18 protein-coding genes are annotated in these 18,086 nt (G+C 71.8%); 9 read left to right on the forward strand and 9 right to left on the reverse strand.

Annotation, left to right across the window (positions count from 1 at the left end):
• Nucleotide 1: 1 nt before the first annotated feature.
• The 6 genes from ABZ896_RS10490 to ABZ896_RS10515 form a co-directional block, all read right to left on the reverse strand.
• Nucleotides 2-1,063 carry a type III polyketide synthase gene (locus ABZ896_RS10490; RefSeq protein WP_360925083.1) on the reverse strand — a complete coding sequence of 354 codons (1,062 nt, stop codon included), beginning with the start codon at nt 1,061-1,063 and terminating at the stop codon, nt 2-4.
• A gap of 170 nt (nt 1,064-1,233) precedes the next feature.
• Nucleotides 1,234-1,470, reverse strand: coding sequence for a DUF6213 family protein (locus ABZ896_RS10495; RefSeq protein WP_360925086.1), 237 nt, complete (start codon nt 1,468-1,470; stop codon nt 1,234-1,236).
• Between the two features lie 25 nt (nt 1,471-1,495).
• A complete protein-coding gene (locus ABZ896_RS10500) occupies nt 1,496-2,881 on the reverse strand; it encodes an NADP-dependent succinic semialdehyde dehydrogenase (protein WP_360925089.1) in 1,386 nt (461 codons plus the stop codon).
• Between the two features lie 70 nt (nt 2,882-2,951).
• Nucleotides 2,952-3,413 (reverse strand): NUDIX domain-containing protein, encoded by a 462-nt coding sequence (locus tag ABZ896_RS10505; RefSeq protein ID WP_360925092.1) that lies wholly within the window; start codon nt 3,411-3,413, stop codon nt 2,952-2,954.
• Entirely contained in the window at nt 3,410-4,948 is a 1,539-nt protein-coding gene (locus ABZ896_RS10510; protein WP_360925095.1) for an ATP-dependent DNA ligase, read from the reverse strand. Before ABZ896_RS10510 ends, ABZ896_RS10505 begins: the two co-directional genes overlap by 4 nt.
• A gap of 29 nt (nt 4,949-4,977) precedes the next feature.
• The gene (locus ABZ896_RS10515; RefSeq protein ID WP_360925098.1) at nt 4,978-5,901 is read right to left on the reverse strand and encodes an NAD(P)/FAD-dependent oxidoreductase; all 924 of its coding nucleotides are present in this window, start codon (nt 5,899-5,901) and stop codon (nt 4,978-4,980) included.
• A 64-nt stretch (nt 5,902-5,965) separates the two neighbouring features.
• Between ABZ896_RS10515 and ABZ896_RS10520 the strand changes: the two genes are divergently transcribed.
• Entirely contained in the window at nt 5,966-6,538 is a 573-nt protein-coding gene (locus tag ABZ896_RS10520; RefSeq protein WP_360925101.1) for an XRE family transcriptional regulator, read from the forward strand.
• A 7-nt stretch (nt 6,539-6,545) separates the two neighbouring features.
• Here the strand turns inward: ABZ896_RS10520 and ABZ896_RS10525 are convergent, their stop codons facing one another.
• Nucleotides 6,546-6,965, reverse strand: a complete 420-nt coding sequence (locus ABZ896_RS10525) for a hypothetical protein (RefSeq protein ID WP_360925104.1) — start codon at nt 6,963-6,965, stop codon at nt 6,546-6,548.
• A gap of 96 nt (nt 6,966-7,061) precedes the next feature.
• Between ABZ896_RS10525 and ABZ896_RS10530 the strand changes: the two genes are divergently transcribed.
• The 8 genes from ABZ896_RS10530 to ABZ896_RS10565 all read left to right on the forward strand — a co-directional run bounded on the left by ABZ896_RS10530 (nt 7,062) and on the right by ABZ896_RS10565 (nt 16,338).
• Nucleotides 7,062-9,146: a hypothetical protein gene (locus ABZ896_RS10530; RefSeq protein ID WP_360925107.1), complete on the forward strand. Its 2,085-nt coding sequence runs from the start codon at nt 7,062-7,064 to the stop codon at nt 9,144-9,146.
• Between the two features lie 200 nt (nt 9,147-9,346).
• Nucleotides 9,347-10,957, forward strand: coding sequence for a hypothetical protein (locus tag ABZ896_RS10535; RefSeq protein ID WP_360925235.1), 1,611 nt, complete (start codon nt 9,347-9,349; stop codon nt 10,955-10,957).
• A gap of 34 nt (nt 10,958-10,991) precedes the next feature.
• Entirely contained in the window at nt 10,992-11,687 is a 696-nt protein-coding gene (locus ABZ896_RS10540; RefSeq protein WP_360925110.1) for a hypothetical protein, read from the forward strand.
• 76 nt (nt 11,688-11,763) lie between these two features.
• A complete protein-coding gene (locus ABZ896_RS10545; RefSeq protein ID WP_360925113.1) occupies nt 11,764-12,732 on the forward strand; it encodes an NADPH:quinone oxidoreductase family protein in 969 nt (322 codons plus the stop codon).
• Nucleotides 12,729-13,913 carry an acyl-CoA dehydrogenase family protein gene (locus tag ABZ896_RS10550; RefSeq protein ID WP_360925116.1) on the forward strand — a complete coding sequence of 395 codons (1,185 nt, stop codon included), beginning with the start codon at nt 12,729-12,731 and terminating at the stop codon, nt 13,911-13,913. The genes ABZ896_RS10545 and ABZ896_RS10550 overlap by 4 nt, the downstream gene beginning before the upstream one ends.
• A complete protein-coding gene (locus ABZ896_RS10555) occupies nt 13,910-14,986 on the forward strand; it encodes an acyl-CoA dehydrogenase family protein (RefSeq protein ID WP_360925119.1) in 1,077 nt (358 codons plus the stop codon). The genes ABZ896_RS10550 and ABZ896_RS10555 overlap by 4 nt, the downstream gene beginning before the upstream one ends.
• 181 nt (nt 14,987-15,167) lie before the next feature.
• Entirely contained in the window at nt 15,168-16,031 is an 864-nt protein-coding gene (locus ABZ896_RS10560; RefSeq protein WP_360925122.1) for a phosphatidylinositol-specific phospholipase C/glycerophosphodiester phosphodiesterase family protein, read from the forward strand.
• Nucleotides 16,032-16,143: 112 nt separating this feature from the next.
• On the forward strand, nt 16,144-16,338 hold the full coding sequence (locus ABZ896_RS10565) for a hypothetical protein (protein ID WP_360925125.1): 195 nt from the start codon (nt 16,144-16,146) through the stop codon (nt 16,336-16,338).
• 2 nt (nt 16,339-16,340) lie between these two features.
• Here the strand turns inward: ABZ896_RS10565 and ABZ896_RS10570 are convergent, their stop codons facing one another.
• Nucleotides 16,341-17,579 carry a phosphodiester glycosidase family protein gene (locus ABZ896_RS10570; RefSeq protein ID WP_360925128.1) on the reverse strand — a complete coding sequence of 413 codons (1,239 nt, stop codon included), beginning with the start codon at nt 17,577-17,579 and terminating at the stop codon, nt 16,341-16,343.
• Between the two features lie 75 nt (nt 17,580-17,654).
• Nucleotides 17,655-18,038: a DUF779 domain-containing protein gene (locus tag ABZ896_RS10575; RefSeq protein WP_360925238.1), complete on the reverse strand. Its 384-nt coding sequence runs from the start codon at nt 18,036-18,038 to the stop codon at nt 17,655-17,657.
• Nucleotides 18,039-18,086 lie beyond the last annotated feature (48 nt).

The following is an 18,086-nucleotide window of genomic DNA, read 5'->3' on the forward strand; positions in this document are numbered from 1 at the left end:
CTCAGTCCGTCTCGTCCGACCGCCGCCAGCGGCCCAGCGACATCTCCGCGGTGATACCGGGCCCGAACCCGGCGAGCAGCCCCCGCGCCCGTTCGTGCGCCCCGCCCGCGTCGAACAGCCGCCGCAGCGCGTCCAGTACGACGGCGCTGGCGATGTTCCCGTACTCGGTGAGCGTGGCCCGGCTGAACCGGAAGGCGTCCGGGTCGACCTGGAGGAACTTGCTCAGGTCGTCGAGTATTCGGGGACCGCCGGCGTGTACGACGTAGAAGTCCAGGTCGGCCGCGTCCCAGCCGTGCAGTCCCGCGAGGTCCTGGAGCGCCGGGGCGAGCGGCTCCATGGTGGCCGGCACCCGCTTGTCCAGCTGGAAGTGGAATCCGGTGGCCCGGACGTCGTACATGATCCACTCCTCGGTCTTGGGGATCAGGTACGAGCCGTTGCGCTCCAGCGCGATCCCCTCACCGCCCCGCCCGCGCACCACGGCCGCCGCGATCCCGTCGCCGAACAGCCCGTTGGAGAGCAGGTTCCCGATGCCGAGGTCGGTGGGCTGGTAGCACAGCGAGCAGAACTCGCAGGCCACGATGAGGGCGTTGGCCTCGGGGTAGGCCGTGCAGAAGTCGTGCGCTCGGTTGATCGCCGCGCCGCCCGCCGCACAGCCCAGCTGGGCTATGGGTATCTGCCGGGTGGTGGACTCGAAGTCCATCTCGTTGATCAGCCACGCGGTGAGCGAGGGCATCATGAAGCCCGTGCACGACACGTAGATGATGACATCGATGTCACCCGTCAGGAGCTCGGCGTCGTCGAGCGCTCGCTGCACGACGGCCGGCACGCGGGCCTTCGCCTCGGCCACGTAGACCTTGTTGCGCTCCTCGAACCCGGGATGCTTCAGCGTCTCCTCGATGGGCTGCACGAGGTGCCGGGTCCGCACGCCGGTGTTCTCGATCAGCCGCAGCGCCAACGGCAGTTGAGGATGATCACCATGCCGGGAGCGCGCCAGCTCCAGCGTCTCCTCCATAGTGATCACATACTCCGGAACGGACACCGAGGGTCTGCACAGAGTGGCCATGAACCGTCCCTGCTTTCGCATCGGAAGTGGTCCAGTCCACGATCACCCGGGGGAAAGCCGACTTCTCGCCGGGTTACTCCGAACGTGCGATCACCGAAGCGCTTTTAGGGGCGCGGGGAACTGCGCGAGCAACCACGACGAACCCGCACCCGGCAACGCACGAGCAACCCCTACGACGCCCCGCCGCTACTGTGCGCGATACAGGCCACGTCAATCCGATCCGCAAGCTTCGCCAGCTCGATCGTCAACGCGGCCACCGTGTCCTCATCGAGCCCCTCCTCCCCGGCCTCGACAAGATGCAGCCACCGCCCGCCCAGACTGCGCAGCAGCTTGCTCACATCGGCCGCCGACACCTGCAACGTGCCCCGGTCGTCGACGATCAGAGGCAGAGTCACTTCACGGTTCACACCCGGGATCGTAGCCGCGCAAGCGTCACGCTCCGTGCCAAACCGTCGTGATGTTGCAGAACTCCCGGATTCCCTGCCCGGACAGCTCACGCCCGTACCCGGACCGCTTCACCCCGCCGAACGGGAACGCCGGATGCGACGCGGTCATCCCGTTGACGAACACACCGCCGGCCTCCAGATCCCGGACGAAACGGTCGACCTCGCCCTCGTCGCGCGTCCACACGTTGGAACTCAGCCCGAACGGCGAGTCGTTGGCGATCAGCACCGCCTCGTCGAGGTCGGCCGCCCGGTACACCGTCGCCACCGGCCCGAACGCCTCCTCGCGATGGATCCGCATCTCGCGCGTGACGTCCGCGATGACCGTCGGCGGGTAGTACCAGCCGTCGCCCTCCGGCCGCTCCCCACCGCACAGCACGCTCGCCCCACTGCGCCGCGCGTCGTCGACCAGCTCCTCCAGATCGGCCCGCCCCTGCTCGCTGGAGAGCGGCCCGACCTCGGTGTCCTCCTCCAGCGGGTCGCCGACCTTCAGCGCGCGCATGCCCGCGACGAACCGCTCCACGAACCGGTCGTACACGTCCGTGTGCACGATGAACCGCTTCGCGGCGATGCAGGACTGCCCGTTGTTCTGCACGCGCGCGGTCACCGCGATCTCGGCGGCCCGGTCGACGTCGGCGGACGGCATCACCACGTACGGGTCGCTGCCGCCCAGCTCCAGCACCGTCTTCTTCACCATGTCGCCGGCGGTGGAGGCGACGGCCCGCCCCGCCGGTTCACTCCCGGTGAGCGTGGCCGCCTTGACGCGCTCGTCGCGCAGGATGTCGTCGATCGCGCCGGAGCCGACGAGCAGGGTCTGGAAGCAGCCCTGGGTGTAGCCGGCCTGGTGGAAGAGGTCCTCCAGGAACAGCGCGGTCTGCGGCACGTTCGAGGCGTGCTTGAGCAGGCCCACGTTGCCCGCCATCAGCGCGGGCGCCGCGAAGCGGATCACCTGCCACAGCGGGAAGTTCCACGGCATCACCGCGAGCACCGGACCCAGCGGCCGGTAGAGCACGCGCGCGCGTGCGGCGCCGGAGTCCTTGACGTCGGACTCGGCGGGCTCTTCGTCGGCGAGCAGCTCCTGGGCGTGCTCGGCGTACCAGCGCATCGCCTTCGCGCAATTCGCGGCCTCCGCGCGGGCCTGCTTGACCGGCTTGCCCATCTCGGTGGTCATGACCCGGGCGATGTCCTGCTGTGCCTCGTCGAGCAGGTCGGCGGCGCGGTTCAGGAGCCGGGCGCGTTCGTCGAAGGACGTGGTCCGGTAGGTGCGGAACGTCGCCTCGGCGAGCTGGAGCCTGCGCTCGATCTCCTCCTCGCCCATGGCCTCGTACGTCTTGAGCGTCTCGCCGTTCGCCGGGTTCACCGTAGCGATGGGCATGACCGAACCTCCTGGGGGCGGGCTGTCCTTCGACCTTCCCGCGCGCCGCGAGCCACCGCAACGCGTGGGCTCAGGCCGAGTGCTCCACGAGGCGATCGAGAAACGCGGCCTGCGCCGTGACGATCACGGCCCGCGCCCGGTCGAGGCCGAACCACGCCACCCGGTCCAGCTCGGGGAACTCCTGGATCCGCCCGGACTTCGGCGGCCACTCCATGCTGAAGACCCCCGGCACCACCGTCGCCGGATCGAGGTCCGCCTCGATCGCCCACGCCGTGACGACCTTGCCGCCGGTCTGCCGCACCTCGCCCAGGGGTACGGCCTCCCCGTCCGGCGGCGCCAGCCCGAGCTCCTCCTGGAACTCCCGGCGGGCCGCGTCCCACGCGGACTCCGACCCGGCCTCGTACTCGCCCTTCGGGATCGTCCACGCCCCCGCGTCCCGGCGCGCGAAGAACGGGCCGCCCATATGGCCCAGCAACACCTCCGGGCCGTCCTTGGTGTGCCGGAACAACAGCAGTCCGGCGCTCGTCCTCACGGCGCCACCTCGGGGTGCGCCGCCAGCAGGGTCTCCACGGTGTCCGCCTCCTCCGGCCGCTTGTCCTCCCGGTAGCGCACCACACGCGCGAACCGCAGGGTGACTCCGGCCGGATACCGGGTCGACCGCTGGAGACCGTCGTAGGCGATCTCGACGACGAGTTCGGGCCGTACGGTCACCACGTAGCCGCCGCTGTCGACGGCCAGTTCCTGGAGCCGTTCGGTCTGCCAGGTGAGCATCGCGTCGGTCATGCCCTTGAAGGTCTTGCCGAGCATGGCGTAGCCGCCGTCCGCGGTGCGGGCGCCCAGGTGCAGGTTGGAGAGCTTGCCGGTGCGGCGGCCGTGCCCCCACTCGGCGGCCAGCACCACCAGGTCGAGCGTGTGCACGGGCTTGACCTTGAGCCAGGAGGCGCCGCGCCGGCCCGCGCTGTAGGGCGCGTCGAGGGACTTCACGACGACACCCTCGTGGCCGCGCGCGAGGGTCTCGGCGAGGAACTCCTCGGCCGCTGGGATCCCCTCAGGACCCGACACCAGCGTGCGCCGCACCCGCATCGGCTCCGGCACCAGCCGCGCCAGTTCCGCGTGCCGTTCGGCGAAGGGCAGGTCGAGGAGGTCGTGGCCGTCGACGGACAGGGCGTCGAAGAAGACGGGGGAGACCGGGACCTCCCTGGCGGCCGTCGTCACGTCCACGCGGGAGCCGACGCGGCCCGCGGTCTCCTGGAAGGAGCGGGGCCGCCCGTCCGCGTCGAAGGCGATCACCTCGCCGTCCAGGATGAACCGCTCGCCCCTCAACTCCAGTGCTGCGGCGGTCAGTTCGGGCAGCCGGTCGGTGATGTCGTCGAGGGTGCGGGTGTACAGCCGTACGACATCGCCGTCGCGGTGGATCTGGACGCGGATGCCGTCCAGCTTCTCCTCGACCGCGCAGGCGCCGAGTTTCTCGACCGCCTCGGCCACCGAGGAGGCGCTGTGGGCCAGCATCGGGAGGACCGGTTGTCCGACGGTGAGGCGGAAGCGGTCCAGGGCGGCCGGGCCCTCGGCGAGGAGGGCCTCGGCCACCGTCTGGAGCGAGCCGGCGAGCATCACGGCGCGGCGGACGTCGGCGGGCGGTGCCTCGGTCGCCCGGGCCAGCCCCTCCACCGCGACCGCGTCCAGCGCGCCCTGTCGTACCTCGCCCGTGATCAGCCCGAACAGGAACCGCTGCTCGCCCTCGGTGGCCGCACCCATCAGCTCCCCGACCAGCCGGGACCGCTCGGCCTGCGAGCCGGCTCCGGCGACTTCGCCCAGCGCGGAGAGGAGGCCGTGCACCTCGCGCACGGTCAGCGTCGGCTCGGTGGCGGGCTCGACGGGTCGGCTCAGCACCTTCCAGCCGACACCGAGCCGTCCCTGCGGAAGCCGTCCCGCCAGATACGGGATGACGATCGGCACGTCCTCCGGCTCCGCCTCCCGGAACAGCTCCGCGAGCAGCGCGATCTTCTTGGAGCGCGCCGAGGTCGCGGCGACCTCCTGGGACACCTGTGCCAGCCGGGCAAGCAACATGCCTCCAGAGTGGACCGGAGGCGGCGGGTCTACACCCCGACGGCCGCGTCGAGGTCCGCCATCAGCAGGTCCCCGTTGATGGTCGCCCCGGCCCGGTAGCCGCCCGCCGCCGCGTTGATCACCTGCTCGGCGAACCCCATCGCGTTGCCCGCCACCCACACGCCCGGCACGGTCGTCTGCCCCGTCGCGTCGACCACGGGATACGCCCCGAACGGGGTCTCGGTCAGCTCGGCCCCGATCTGCTCCAGCAGGGCATTCTGGGGGACCGCCCTCGGTGCGGTGAAGACGACCTCGCGCGCATGCGCGGTCCCGTCCTTCAGGCGTACGGCGGTCAGCCGGTCGTCCGTCACCACCAGCTCGGCGACCTCGCCGGGCACCACGTCGACGCCGGCCGCCGCGAGCCTGCGCAGATCGTCGTCCGACAGGTCGGACTCGGCGACCTCGTGCAGGAAGAACGTCACGTCCCTCGACCACTGGGACACCATCAGCGCCTGGTGCACGCTGAGCGCAGAGGTCGCCAGCACGCCGAACGCCTGGTCGCGGACCTCCCAGCCGTGGCAGTACGGGCAGTGCAGCACGTCCCTGCCGAAGCGCTCGGCGACGCCGGGGACGTCCGGCAGCTCGTCCTTGAGGCCGGTGGCGACGACGAGGCGGCGGGCGTGCCGCGTGAGGCCGCTCTCCAGGGTCACGGCGAACCCCTCCGCGACCTCGACGACCCGGTCCCGGACCAGCTCCACGCCGTACCGTGCGATCTCCTCGCGGCCGATCGCCAGGAACTCCCGCGGCGGCATGCCGTCCCGGGTGAGGAAGCCCTGCATGTGCGCGGCGGGCGCGTTGCGGGGCTCGCCCGCGTCGACGACCAGGGTGCGGCGCCGGGCCCGGCCCAGCACGAGAGCGGCGGAGAGGCCGGCCGCGCCGCCTCCGATCACGATCACTTCGTAGGTATCGGTCATGCCGCCACCGTCGCTCCGGAGCCGCGGGATTGACAAACGAAGTTGCCGAACCTGCAATACGGGGATGAGCACCGAAGACGTTCTCGCCGATGTCGGTCCCCGGCTGCGCCGGCTCCGCAAGGAGCGGGAGGTGACCCTGGCGGCGCTGTCCGAGACGACCGGGATCTCCGTCAGCACGCTGTCCCGCCTGGAGTCCGGCCTGCGCAGGCCCAGCCTGGAGCTGCTGCTGCCGATCGCGCAGGCCCACCAGGTGCCGCTGGATGAACTGGTCGGCACGCCCCCGGTGGGCGACCCCCGGGTACGGGCCAAGCCGCTGGAGCGCCACGGCCGCACCTACTGGCCGCTCACCCGCCAGCCCGGCGGCCTCCAGGCCTTCAAGGTCCTGGTCCCCCAGCGCGACGAGGAGCCCGAGACCCGTACCCACGAGGGCTACGAGTGGCTGTACGTACTGTCCGGCAAACTGCGGGTCGTCCTCGGCGAGCACGACGTGGTGATGACGGCCGGGGAGGCGGCGGAGTTCGACACCCGCGTCCCGCACTGGTTCGGTTCCACGGGCGAGGGCCCGGCGGAGTTCCTGAGCCTGTTCGGGCCCCAGGGGGAGCGGATGCACGTACGGGCGAAGCCGCGCAAGGGGTGACGCGGGGTCAGCGGTCGGAGCCGAACTTCAGGTGGGTGAAGGTGTGCCCCTGGATCACCGGACCGTTCTGCGTGCCACCGGAGATGGTGTTGTACACGATGCTCTCTTGGCGGACGGCGGGGCTCAACTCCTCGATGAGGCGCCGGAGTTCCTCGGCCAGAGCAGGGTCCTGCGTCAGCAGGCGGCGCAGGCTGAGCCGGATCGACGCGGTGACGTCGGCGGTGAGATCCTCCTCGTCGGCGGTTCCGGCCGCCGCGACCAGGGCGTCGCGGGACTGCTCCAGTTCACCCGCCACGGCGTCCTCTCCGCTGCCGCGCGCGAGCAGCCGTACCACCCGCTGCTTGGCCTGCTCCCAGGCGTCGGTGACCATGAGCCCGACCACCGTCGTCGCCCCGGTCCCGATCAGTGTCACCAGTTCGGCTTCCACCAGGCTCCCTCGTCTCTTCGGGCCGTCCACCATATGCCGTGCGTGGATAGTAAGTTGAGGCCCCTTGCACAAGACGGTCGAACAGAGGACGGCGACGTGGACGAGGGTAGGGCCGGGGCGACGACCACGCACAATTCCGTCTCGGGGAATGCGGTGGTCAACGGCCCGGTCGTGATGGCGAGTCGTGTCGAGTCGCTGACCCTGGTGTCCCCACTGCGTGTGACGCCACGTCAAGTTCCGCCGGCCATAGGGAACTTCGTCAACCGGATCACGGAACTCGAACGCCTGCGCTCGATCGCGGACGCGCTGCGCGCATCCCATGCGCCGGGCATCGTCGTCCTGTCCGGGCTCGGTGGAGTGGGCAAGACCCAGCTGGTGGCGGAGTGGGTGGCCAGGGCACTCGCACCTTCCTATCCCGGAGGCCACCTCTACGTGGACCTGGAGGAGGGCAGACGGGACGGCGCGGGCGACGTGAGCGCCGCGATCGCAGGCTTCCTCCGGGCTCTGGGCGTGCACCGCGACTACCTGCCCGACGAACTGGGCGAGCGCGCCGCGCTGTTCCGCAGCCTCACCGCGGACCACCCCACCCTCGTCGTGGTCGACAACGCCCGGCAGGCGGCCGAGGTCCGTCCGCTGGTCCCGTCCCAGGGCCTGCTCGTGGCCATCAGCCGCACCGGACTGCCCGCTCTGGCCATGGACGGCGCGGTGGCCATCGCCCTCGATCCGCTCGACGAACGGGCGGGGGTGGAGCTCGTCCGCCGCTGGCGCACCGCGGACGCGGACCACGCGGCCCAGGCGCTGGTCCGGCTCTGCAACGGCATGCCCCTGGCGCTCCGTACCGTCGGAGAATGGCTGCTGAACCGCCCGCAGTTGAGCCTGACGGACGCGGTGAGCGTGCTCGGCGCCGATGGCCCGCCGCCGTCCGAAGGAGGCACATCGATGACGACGGTTCTCGACCTCGCCTACTCGGGATTGTCCGAACGCGCCGGGCGGCTGTACCGGTTCGTCGGATGCCTGCCCGGTACGACGTTCACCGGCGGTCTCGCGCGGGCGGCCGGCGTGCCGGCGGTCGAGGACGCGGTGGGTGAACTCCTCACGGCCCACCTGCTGTCCGTCGCCCCCTCCTCCGACCGGCCACGCCGTCTCCGTCCGCACGACGTCGTCAGGGAGCACACCCGGCAGGTGGCGAGAAGGCTCCCCGAGGCGGAGCGGCGGGCCGTCCTGCGCGCCGTGGCCGACTTCTACACGGCGGCCGCGGCGCACGCGGACGTTCTCGTGCTCGGCGCCGGGCGCTTCCGGCTGCAGGACCCACCGACCCCGGCCCAGGAGGAACTCTCCCCGACCGAGCCGCTGTTCACCCAGAGCGCGGAAGCGCTGGAGTGGCTCGACGCGGAGCGGGCCAACCTGCTGTCGCTGCTGCGGGTCGCCGCGGACGAGCGGTGGGACGACACCGTGTGGCAGCTGTGCGAATCGCTGTGGGCGCTGTTCGACGGGCGCAGGCACCATCGGGACTCCATCGAGGCGCACACCCTGGGCATCGAGGCGGCGCGGAGATGCGGTCGCGAGGACGCCGAGGTGCGGATGCGCAACCAACTGGCCCGCGCCTACTACGGGTTGGGCGCCCACGACCAGGCCAGTGAGACGCTGGCGCAGGCCGAGCCACTGCTCGACCGGGTCGCCGACGCGCGGCTGAGCGGCATGATCCGGGAGACACAGGGACTGATCGCCCTGGCCTCGGGAGCCCACGAGGATGCCCACCGGCTGTTCGTCCAGGCCCTCGATGCCAACGTGCGGCTCCAGGACACCCATGGCGTCGTGGTGCAGTCGTACAACATCGGGCAGGCGCTGGTCGCCGCCGGGCGTCCGACGGAGGCCCTCGACGTGCTGGACGAGGCCAGGGCCACCGCCGTCGACTCGTGCGACCACGGGATGCTGCCTCGCATCGACCTCGTCCGGGCCCGGGCACTCCAGGGGCTGAACAGGTTGGAGGCCGCGAGCGAGGCGGCCGTCCGCGCGGCCGAGCAGGCGGACGAGCGCAAGCAGTACGGCAGGCTCGACCAGGCGCTGGGCGTGCTGTCCGAGCTGGCCGCGAGCACCAGTGACACGGCACTGCGCGAGGCCTGCGAAAGGAAGCTTCGCGCACTGCACAGGAGCGTCGGAGTGACGCCCGAGGACGGCTGAGCCCCTCGGCCGACCGGAGAACCCGACCGACCCGCCTTCCGCCCCGTCCCCGCTCCCATGTCCCGGAGAGACCGTTGTCCCTGTTGCGCCGCCGGTCACTGCCTCGCGCCCGGTCCCGCTGGGACACCTGGCCGCCGCCCAAAGCGGAGGTTCTGGGCGTCGTCCGCACCCTCACCTCCGCGACCCGCGTCCTGGACGTCATGGAGTTGCTGCGCCGCGAGGACGGCATAGAGAAGTACCTCACCGTCAATCCCGGATCGGTCTTCGCCGCCGGTCTGCACGAGTACCTGGTCCGCGTGGTGGGGGCACAGCACCTGCTGACCTGGGAGGAGGCCACCCGGCGCCCCTTCCAGCTGGCCGTCGCCTGCGCCGTGCACCCGTCGATGGGCCGTCTGGACGCGCCCTTGATGGTGATGCCGCACGGCGCGGGGTACAACCGCCTGGTCAGCCAGTCGACCGGGGACGCCGTGTCGCCGGCGGGCCTCTCCCGAAGGGAGCTGGTGCACCGGGGCAAGGTGATCCCCGCGGTCATCGGTCTGTCCCACCCCGACCAGCTGCCCAGGCTGGGCAGATCCTGCCCCGAGGCCGTCCCTCGGGCGCAGACCATCGGCGACTGGTGTTACCAGCGGCTCCGGGACAGCGAGTGCCGGCGGGACCAGTACCGCGCCGTGCTCGGAGTCGCCGACGGACGGCGTCTCGTCGTGATCCACTCCACCTGGAGCGAGCACTCGCTGCTCGGTCGCCATCCCCGGCTGCCGCTGGACCTCATGACCGCGCTGCCGGCCGACGAGTTCGCTGTGGCCGCGGTGTTCCACCCCAATGTGTGGGCCAGGCACTCCTGGGCCGCCGTACTGGAGCGGCTGCGGGAGCCCATGGACGCGGGACTGATGGTGATCCCTCCGCAGGAGGGGTGGCGGGCGGCCGTCGTGGCCAGCGACTGGGTCATCGGCGACCACGGGAGCACGACCTTCTACTCCGCGGCCGCCGACCGTCTCACGCTGCTCGCCACGACCGGTATCGAGGAACTCGACCCCGACTCGCCCGCCGCCGCGTTCGGACGGACCGCGCCCGGACTCGACCCCGAGGGCGATCTGTACGAGCAGCTGCTCCGGGCCGAAAGGGACCACGCCCCGCACGCGCTGCGGCCCGTCGTCGACAGCCAGCTGGCGGACGTGGAGAAGTCCGGGGAACTCACCCAGCAGCGTATGTACGAGTTCCTGGAGCACCACGGGGTCACTCCGCCCCGCCGGCCGCCCCCGCCGATGCCGGTTCCGGACCCGGAGCCGGAGCGCACCCGGCCACCGACGGCGTACGAGGTGACCGGAACCGTCGCGGACGACGGAGCCGTCGAGGTGCGCCGTTGGCCGATGGTGGCGGGTCACCATGAGGAGGACCGTGGGTTCTACGCGGTCGCCGCCGAGTCACCGCACGCGCTGTGGTACCACGCCGCTGACGTCGTTGCGCGGACCGTCCCCGTGGCGGTACCGAGCCCGTCCGAGTGGTGCCTGCGCGAGGTACCTAAACGGCCCGGCGCCGCCGTACTGGTCGCGCGCATCGACGCGGCGTCCGCTGTCGTATGGCTGCGGGGCGCCCTGTTCGAGGCCCGTACCGTCCGCCCCTGGGGAGAGCGGCAGCCGGAACTCGACCCCCTGCTGCTGGGAGCGGCCGTCAACCTGTGGCTGACGCACGGCAGGAGTGGCGCGGAACTCGCGCGCGGCTTGGTGGTACGCACAGGGCGGCGCAGTATCCGGATCGAGTTCACGAGACCCGCCGACGACCGGCACGGCGCGGAGGCCCACACCCAAGTCTGAGCCGGGTGTCGGCGGGTCGGCGTAGCGTCGCGGCATGCGAGAAGGCACACATGTGGGCAACCGGCTGGGCGGAACCGTCGACGGGCCCGCGGTCCAGGCGGGAATCGTGCACGGCGACGTGTCGATTACCGCTCCGGCCCGGATGGCGCAGGTGGTCCGTGAGTTTCGGTCGTTGCGTCTCACGGCGTACGTGTACCGCTTCCTGGTCTCGGTGATCGGCTGTGCGGCTGTCGCCGGGGTGTCGAACGGCGCCACCCCGCTGACGGCTCTGGCCGGGTGGTGCGACGCCCTCTCCCTCCCCGCGGGCTGGACGGGTGCGGCCGCGGCTTGGACGGCGGGACGGGGCGAAGGCCTGGGGGTGGCCGCGACCGCGATGGTCACTGTCGGGCTGTTCACCATGCCCGCACCGCGGCGTCCGGGAGGGGATCTCGGAGAGATCCTGCACTGGCGCGGACCGTCGACGACGGTACTGGGACTGGCCCTGGCCGCGCAGTGCGGCTTCCTGACGCAGCTCGCGGTCCAGACTCTCCTGTGGGCCGCGGTCGTCCTGTGGTTCTTCGGCCGGTACGGGGCTCCGGGGTTCAGCCGGACGGACCAGGTCAAGGTCGCCGCTATGGGGATTCTGCTGGCGACGGCGTTCGCGCCGATCGCCCTGCTCGTATGGGGCTACGGGAGGGATACGGCGGAAGGCGTGACGCGGGCGACTGTTCCACGGCGGACTGTTCCCTGATGGCAAGCGACCGCTTAGTATGCGAGAGACCCCGGTCGGACTCCGACCCGACAAAGCAGTCCGTGGAGGCCCCCTTATGCAGGCATGGCAAGTGCACGAGAACGGTGAGCCGGGCGAGGTGATGCGTCTGGCGGAGGTGGCGCGGCCCGTGCCCGGCGACGGCCAGATCCTGCTGAAGGTGCGTGCCGCCAACATCAACTTCCCGGACGTGCTGATGTGCCGGGGCCACTACCAGGTGCGCCCGCCGCTGCCGTTCACACCGGGCGTGGAGGTGTGCGGCGAGACCGAGGACGGACGGCGCGTGATCGCCAACCCCGCGCTGCCGCACGGCGGTTTCGCGGAGTACGCCGTCGCGGACGCCGCCGCCCTGCTGTCCGCGCCGGACTCGCTGGACGACGCCGAGGCCGCCGCCCTGCACATCGGCTACCAGACGGGCTGGTTCGGACTGCACCGCCGGGCCCGACTGGAGGCCGGGGAGACCCTGCTCGTCCACGCTGCCGCGGGAGGGGTCGGCAGCGCGGCCGTGCAGCTCGGCAAGGCCGCCGGCGCCACCGTCATCGGTGTCGTCGGCGGCGCCGAAAAAGCCGCCGTGGCCCGCGAGTTGGGCTGTGACGTGGTGGTCGACCGGCGGAGCGAGGACGTCGTCGCCGCCGTGAAGGAGGCCACCGGAGGCCGGGGCGCGGACGTGGTCTACGACCCCGTGGGCGGCGAGGCCTACACGCAGTCGACCAAGGTCGTCGCCTTCGAGGGGCGGATCGTGGTCGTCGGCTTCGCCAGCGGAACCATTCCGAGCCCCGGCCTCAACCACGCGTTGGTGAAGAACTACGCGATCCTCGGCCTGCACTGGGGCCTCTACAACACCAAGAACCCGAAGCTGGTCCAGCACTGCCACGAGCAGCTCACCGACCTGGCCGCCCGGGGCGCCATCAAGCCGCTGGTGAGCGAGCGGGTGCCGCTGGCCGGTGCCGCGGACGCGGTGCAGCGCCTTGGCGACGGGGTCACCACCGGCCGGATCGCCGTCGTACCCATGGGGGCTCAGGCATGACCGACGCAGTCGAACTCAAGCGCCGCACAGCCGAGTTGCTGGCCGCCCACCCGCTGGCCACCACCGACCGGCTCGACTTCCTCAAGGCCCGCTTCGACGCGGGGCTCGCCTGGGTGCACTACCCGGAGGGCCTCGGCGGACTGAACGCGCCCCGCTCCCTCCAGGCCGTCGTGGACGCCGAGTTGGAGGCGGCGGGCGCCCCCGACAACGACGCCAAGCGCAACGGCATCGGGCTCGGCATGGCCGCCCCGACGATCCTCAAGTACGGCACCGATGAGCAGAAGCAGCGCTATCTGCGGCCGCTCTGGATCGGCGAGGAGGTGTGGTGCCAGCTCTTCAGCGAGCCCGGCGCCGGATCCGACCTCGCCGCGCTCGGCACCCGCGCCGTCCGGCAGGACGACGGGGACTGGGTGGTCAACGGGCAGAAGGTGTGGACGTCCGGCGCCCACAACTCCCGCTGGGCCATCCTCATCGCCCGCACCGACCCGGACGTGCCCAAGCACGCGGGCATCACCTACTTCCTGTGCGACATGACCGACCCCGGCGTCGACGTCCGCCCGCTGCGGCAGATCACCGGCGAGGCCGAGTTCAACGAGGTCTTCCTCACCGACGTCCGCATCCCCGACTCCCGCCGCCTCGGCGAGATCGGCGACGGCTGGCGGGTCGCCCAGACCACGCTCAACAACGAGCGCGTCGCCATCGGCGGCATGCGGCTGCCCCGCGAGGGCGGCATGATCGGCCCGGTCGCGAAGACCTGGCGCGAGCGCCCCGAACTGCGCGACCACGACCTGCACCAGCGGCTGCTGAAGCTGTGGGTCGAGTCCGAGGTCGCCCGCCTCACCGCCGAACGCCTGCGCCAGCAGCTCGTCGCGGGCCAGCCCGGCCCCGAGGGCGCCGGCATGAAGCTCGCCTTCGCCCGCCTCAACCAGGAGATCAGCGGCCTGGAGGTCGAACTCCGGGGCGAGGAGGGCCTGTTGTACGACGACTGGACCATGCGCCGCCCGGAGCTGGTGGACTTCGTCGGCCGCGACGCCGGCTACCGCTATCTGCGCGCCAAGGGCAACAGCATCGAGGGCGGGACCAGCGAGGTCCTGCTGAACATCGTCGCCGAGCGAGTCCTGGGCCTGCCCTCGGAACCGCGCACCGACAAGGACGTCGCCTGGAAGGACCTCGCTCGATGACCGACCTGCTGTACTCCGAGGAGGAAGAGGCCCTCCGGTCCGCCGTACGGGACCTGCTCGCCGACCACTGCGACGCACCGGGTGTCATCGCCCGCACCGAGTCGGACGCCCCGCACGACCTCGCGGCCTGGAAGGCGCTCGCCGACGGCATGGGCCTCGCCGGACTCCTGGTCCCGGAGGACAAGGGCGGCCAGGGCGCCACGCACCGCGAAGTCGCCGTGGTTCTCGAGGAGTTGGGCCGCGCGGTCGCCCCGGTGCCCTACCTCACCAGTGCGGTCGTCGCCACCGAGGCGCTGCTCGCCTGCGAGACCGACGGCGGGCTGCTCGCCGAGCTGGCGTCCGGCCGGCGCATCGGCGCCCTCGCCGTCGCCCTCAACGTCGCTTCCGGCGCCGCCTACAAGGTCGTACGCCATGAAGACGGGGCGCTGCACGGTGAGTTGACCGGCATCGCGGACGCGGGCGCCGCCGACGTGCTGCTCGTGCCCGCCGACGACGGCGGGCTGTACGCGGTGGACGCCTCAGCCGTGACCGTCGCCCCGCAGCCGTCCCTCGACCTGACCCGGCCGCTCGCGACCGTCACGCTCGACGGAGCCCCGGGACGTCTGCTGGGCGACGCCGAGCCCGCCGTACGCCGGGCCCTGCGGGCCGGGGCCGGACTGCTGGTCTCCGAGCAACTCGGGGTCGCCGACTGGACGTTGACCGAGACCGTGCGCTACCTCAAGGAGCGCAAGCAGTTCAACCGGCCCGTCGGCGGGTTCCAGGCGCTCAAGCACCGGCTCGCCCAGCTGTGGCTGGAGGTCGTCAACCTCCGGGCCGCCGCGCGCAACGCCGCCGACGCGCTCGCCCACGACGCCGATGCCGACATCGCGGTCGCCGTCGCCCAGGCCTACGCGGGGCCCGTCGCCGTCCACGCGGCCGAGGAGGCCCTCCAGTTGCACGCCGGTATCGGCATGACGTGGGAGCACCCGATCCACCTCTACCTCAAGCGCGCCAAGGCCGACTCGATCGCCTACGGCACGGCGGGCACCCACCGCGCCCGACTGGCCGAACTGGTCGACCTCCAGGCGCCCTGAGCGCCACCGTCTGAAGTCCGGTGAAGCCCGCCCCACCAGGGGCGGGCTTTTCCGTGCGCCCGCGCCGACGGAGTGAACAAGCGACGGCAGTCCGGCCAACTCCTGGCATGTACAGGTTCATCCAGGGCCAACTCGCCCCATACTCCCTGTGGTTCCGACCCGCCCCACAGGGAGGCAGCACATGGCCCACATCACCCGTCGCAGAGCCCTCACCACCGCCGGTGCCGCGCTCGCCGCGGTGCTCGCCCCGCCCGCCGGCAGCGCGTGGGCCGACAGCGGCAAGCACCGGCCCAAGCCGCTCTGGCGCGCCCACGCCCACAACGACTACGAGCATCCGCGCCCCCTCTTCGACGCCCTCGACCACCGCTTCGGCAGCGTCGAGGCCGACATCTTCCTCGTCGGCGACCAGCTCCTCATCGGGCACACCGTGGACGACCTCGACCCGACCCGCACCCTGGAGTCCCTCTACCTCGACCCGCTGTCGAGGATCGTCAAGGCCAACCACGGTTCGGTGTACCGGGGTTGGCGGCAGCCGCTCCAGCTGCTCATCGACATCAAGACCGAGGGATCCTCGACCTATCTGGAGCTCGACCGTCATCTCCGGCGCTACAAGCACCTGTTCACGACCTACGCCCACGGCCGGGTCTTCCCCGGTGCCGTCACCAACGTGATCTCCGGCGACCGCGCTGCCCGTGTCCCCATGGAAGCCCAGACGGTCCGACGGGCCTTCTACGACGGCCGGTTGACCGACCTCGGCACCTCCGCGCCCGCCTCCTTCGTCCCGCTGATCAGCGACAACTGGACGCTCAACTTCACCTGGCTCGGCGAGGGCGCCTTCCCCGACGCCGAGCGGCAGAAGCTGCGGGGCATCATCCAGCAGGCCCACGCGCGCGGCCAGAAGGTGCGCTTCTGGGCCACTCCGGACCTCGCCGGTCCCGCCCGGGACGCGCTGTGGACCGAGCTGCTCGCCGCCGACGTCGACTACTTCAACACCGACGACCTGGCGGGCCTGGAGGCCTTCCTGGACGCCCACAAGGCCGGTTAGGACACCACTCGTTCGGAGTACGGGTCAGCCGCACGGACGAACCCTCCGCTACGCCACACTTGCGGCCGAACGCCGTGAATCGGGCGTGCTGGTGTGGCGGAGGAGGCCGACCTTGGCGATTTCCATCTCTGTGGTGATGTTGCTGCTGATCCTGGCGGTGATCTTCCTGCGCAGCGGCGGCCTCAAGGCCTCCCACGCGCTGGTGTGCGCGCTGCTCGGCTTCTTCCTCGCCGGCACGAGCATCGCGCCCACCATCCACAGCGGCATCACGGCGACGGCGGACATCGTCAGCAGCCTGCGCCCCTGAGGTCATCCGGTGGAGAAGACCCCGATGCCGTTCGGCACCGGGCGTTCGGCGCCCCCGCTCGGGTGGTTGAGGACCGAGACGGCGGCCGTCCCCGGCTCCCGGGCGACCATCGTCGTGGACCCGCCGCCGTCCAGACTGAAGGCGTCGACCGAGCCCAACGACCGCATGGCGCTCGCCACTTCGGCGATCGTGAGCCCACTCCGGTAGTCGGGAGCGCCGTCCAGCGCCAGCAGATACAACCGCCGTCCGCCGTTCGCGATGCCCACGGCCGTGCGCACGGCGGAGGTGGTGTCGTCGAGGCCGGGCAGCGGCTGCCGGCGTTCCAGGACCGGGTAGCCGCCCAGCGCGAAGCGGTACGGGACCCAGGAGGACGCGGAGACCAGCCGGTGCCGTACCGACACCGCCGCGCCCACGTACAGCTTGCGCAACTGCTGGGCACCGGCCTCCCGGCCAACCAGCACAGTGGTCCCGGGCGTGATGGCCCCGCCGCCCGGGGCGTCCGCCGTGGCGACCACCCGTCCCGCCCGGACGGTCACCTCGTAGGTGTCGGTGCTGCACGGCGCGCCCCGATCGGTGTCCGTCCCGCAGGTCGCCCGCACCCGGGACACGCTGCCCCAGGCCGGGGTGAACGCCCCGATGGAACCGACCGGCAGCGCGTACTGGTTGAGCCCGCCGAGCGCGGTCCGGCCGTCGGGCGTGTTCACCCAGCCGTCGAGCGCCAGCTCGCCCAGCCGGGCCCGCCGGTCGCTGCCCACGCCGAAGACGTCCTCGGTGCTCGTGCCGGGCGGCAGCGCGGGCCCGAACCGCTGGCCGTCCGGAACCGCCGCCTTGAGCACCCGGCCCTGTGCGATCGCGGGGCCCACGGTTGAGCCGGTCGCCTCGACGCCGGGGTGCTGGGTCTCGGAGATGTTGAAGAAGTCGCCGTTGACGCCCGCGAGGGCACCCTGCGCGGTGGCCAGCTGCGACACCGCGGCCCGCGAGGCCACCGCCCCCGGATACAGCAGGCCCACTCGGACCCGCGGGTTCCTCAGGTCCACGCCGATCACATGGGCGTGGGCGGTGCCCTTGGCGGCCTGGATGTCGAACTGCCGGTACTGCACCCCGGCCGCGAGCCGGGTCCACTCCGACGCGGCGCCGGCCGGGGCCGCCCCCACCAGGGCGCCACCGGCCAGCGTGCCGAGCGCGGCGAGCAGTGTCAGTACCGATCTGCCCGCACGGAAACGTCTTTGACGGTGCGTCACATCGCCCCCTGATGTCTCGTCAACTGTCCCAGGACTCGGGGGAAGTGCACCAGACGGCGATGGCCGGCGCGGTATCTAGGCGCCGATCACACGCGAACGGATGAGGAAACGCACCCCCTCGGGTGCCTCCAGGGAGAAGCCGCTGCCCCGGCCCTCGACGACGTCCACGATCAGCCGGGTGTGGCTCCACACGTCGAACTGGCTGCGGGACATCCAGAACGCGACGCGCTCCGGCACCCCCGGCACGTCCAGTTCGGCGAGCAGCACGTCCGAGCCGCCGGTGCGGAACTCGCCGTCCGGGTAGCACATGGGCGCGCTGCCGTCGCAGCAGCCGCCGGACTGGTGGAACATCAACGGCCCGTGCGCCGCCCGCAGCCGCCCCAGCAACTCCGCCGCCGCAGCCGTGACCTCGACACGCGGCACCTCTTCGTACACCGCACGTACGGATTCCTCGTCCATGGTCGTCGAGTGCAGCACGGCGGAGGTTGCGAGCACGTTGCACCGACC

It is taken from the genome of Streptomyces sp. NPDC047072, assembly GCF_040643855.1.
Lineage (GTDB): Bacteria > Actinomycetota > Actinomycetes > Streptomycetales > Streptomycetaceae > Streptomyces.

What these genes read in the sequence shown, in the direction of transcription:
- ABZ896_RS10490 (WP_360925083.1), bottom strand. Translation starts at nt 1,063, where the DNA reads ATGGCCACTCTGTGCAGACCCTCGGTGTCCGTTCCGGAGTATGTGATC.
- ABZ896_RS10500 (WP_360925089.1), bottom strand. Translation starts at nt 2,881, where the DNA reads ATGCCCATCGCTACGGTGAACCCGGCGAACGGCGAGACGCTCAAGACG.
- ABZ896_RS10510 (WP_360925095.1), bottom strand. Translation starts at nt 4,948, where the DNA reads ATGTTGCTTGCCCGGCTGGCACAGGTGTCCCAGGAGGTCGCCGCGACC.
- ABZ896_RS10515 (WP_360925098.1), bottom strand. Translation starts at nt 5,901, where the DNA reads ATGACCGATACCTACGAAGTGATCGTGATCGGAGGCGGCGCGGCCGGC.
- ABZ896_RS10520 (WP_360925101.1), top strand. Translation starts at nt 5,966, where the DNA reads ATGAGCACCGAAGACGTTCTCGCCGATGTCGGTCCCCGGCTGCGCCGG.
- ABZ896_RS10535 (WP_360925235.1), top strand. Translation starts at nt 9,347, where the DNA reads ATGGAGTTGCTGCGCCGCGAGGACGGCATAGAGAAGTACCTCACCGTC.
- ABZ896_RS10540 (WP_360925110.1), top strand. Translation starts at nt 10,992, where the DNA reads ATGCGAGAAGGCACACATGTGGGCAACCGGCTGGGCGGAACCGTCGAC.
- ABZ896_RS10545 (WP_360925113.1), top strand. Translation starts at nt 11,764, where the DNA reads ATGCAGGCATGGCAAGTGCACGAGAACGGTGAGCCGGGCGAGGTGATG.
- ABZ896_RS10550 (WP_360925116.1), top strand. Translation starts at nt 12,729, where the DNA reads ATGACCGACGCAGTCGAACTCAAGCGCCGCACAGCCGAGTTGCTGGCC.
- ABZ896_RS10555 (WP_360925119.1), top strand. Translation starts at nt 13,910, where the DNA reads ATGACCGACCTGCTGTACTCCGAGGAGGAAGAGGCCCTCCGGTCCGCC.
- ABZ896_RS10560 (WP_360925122.1), top strand. Translation starts at nt 15,168, where the DNA reads ATGGCCCACATCACCCGTCGCAGAGCCCTCACCACCGCCGGTGCCGCG.
- ABZ896_RS10575 (WP_360925238.1), bottom strand. Translation starts at nt 18,038, where the DNA reads ATGGACGAGGAATCCGTACGTGCGGTGTACGAAGAGGTGCCGCGTGTC.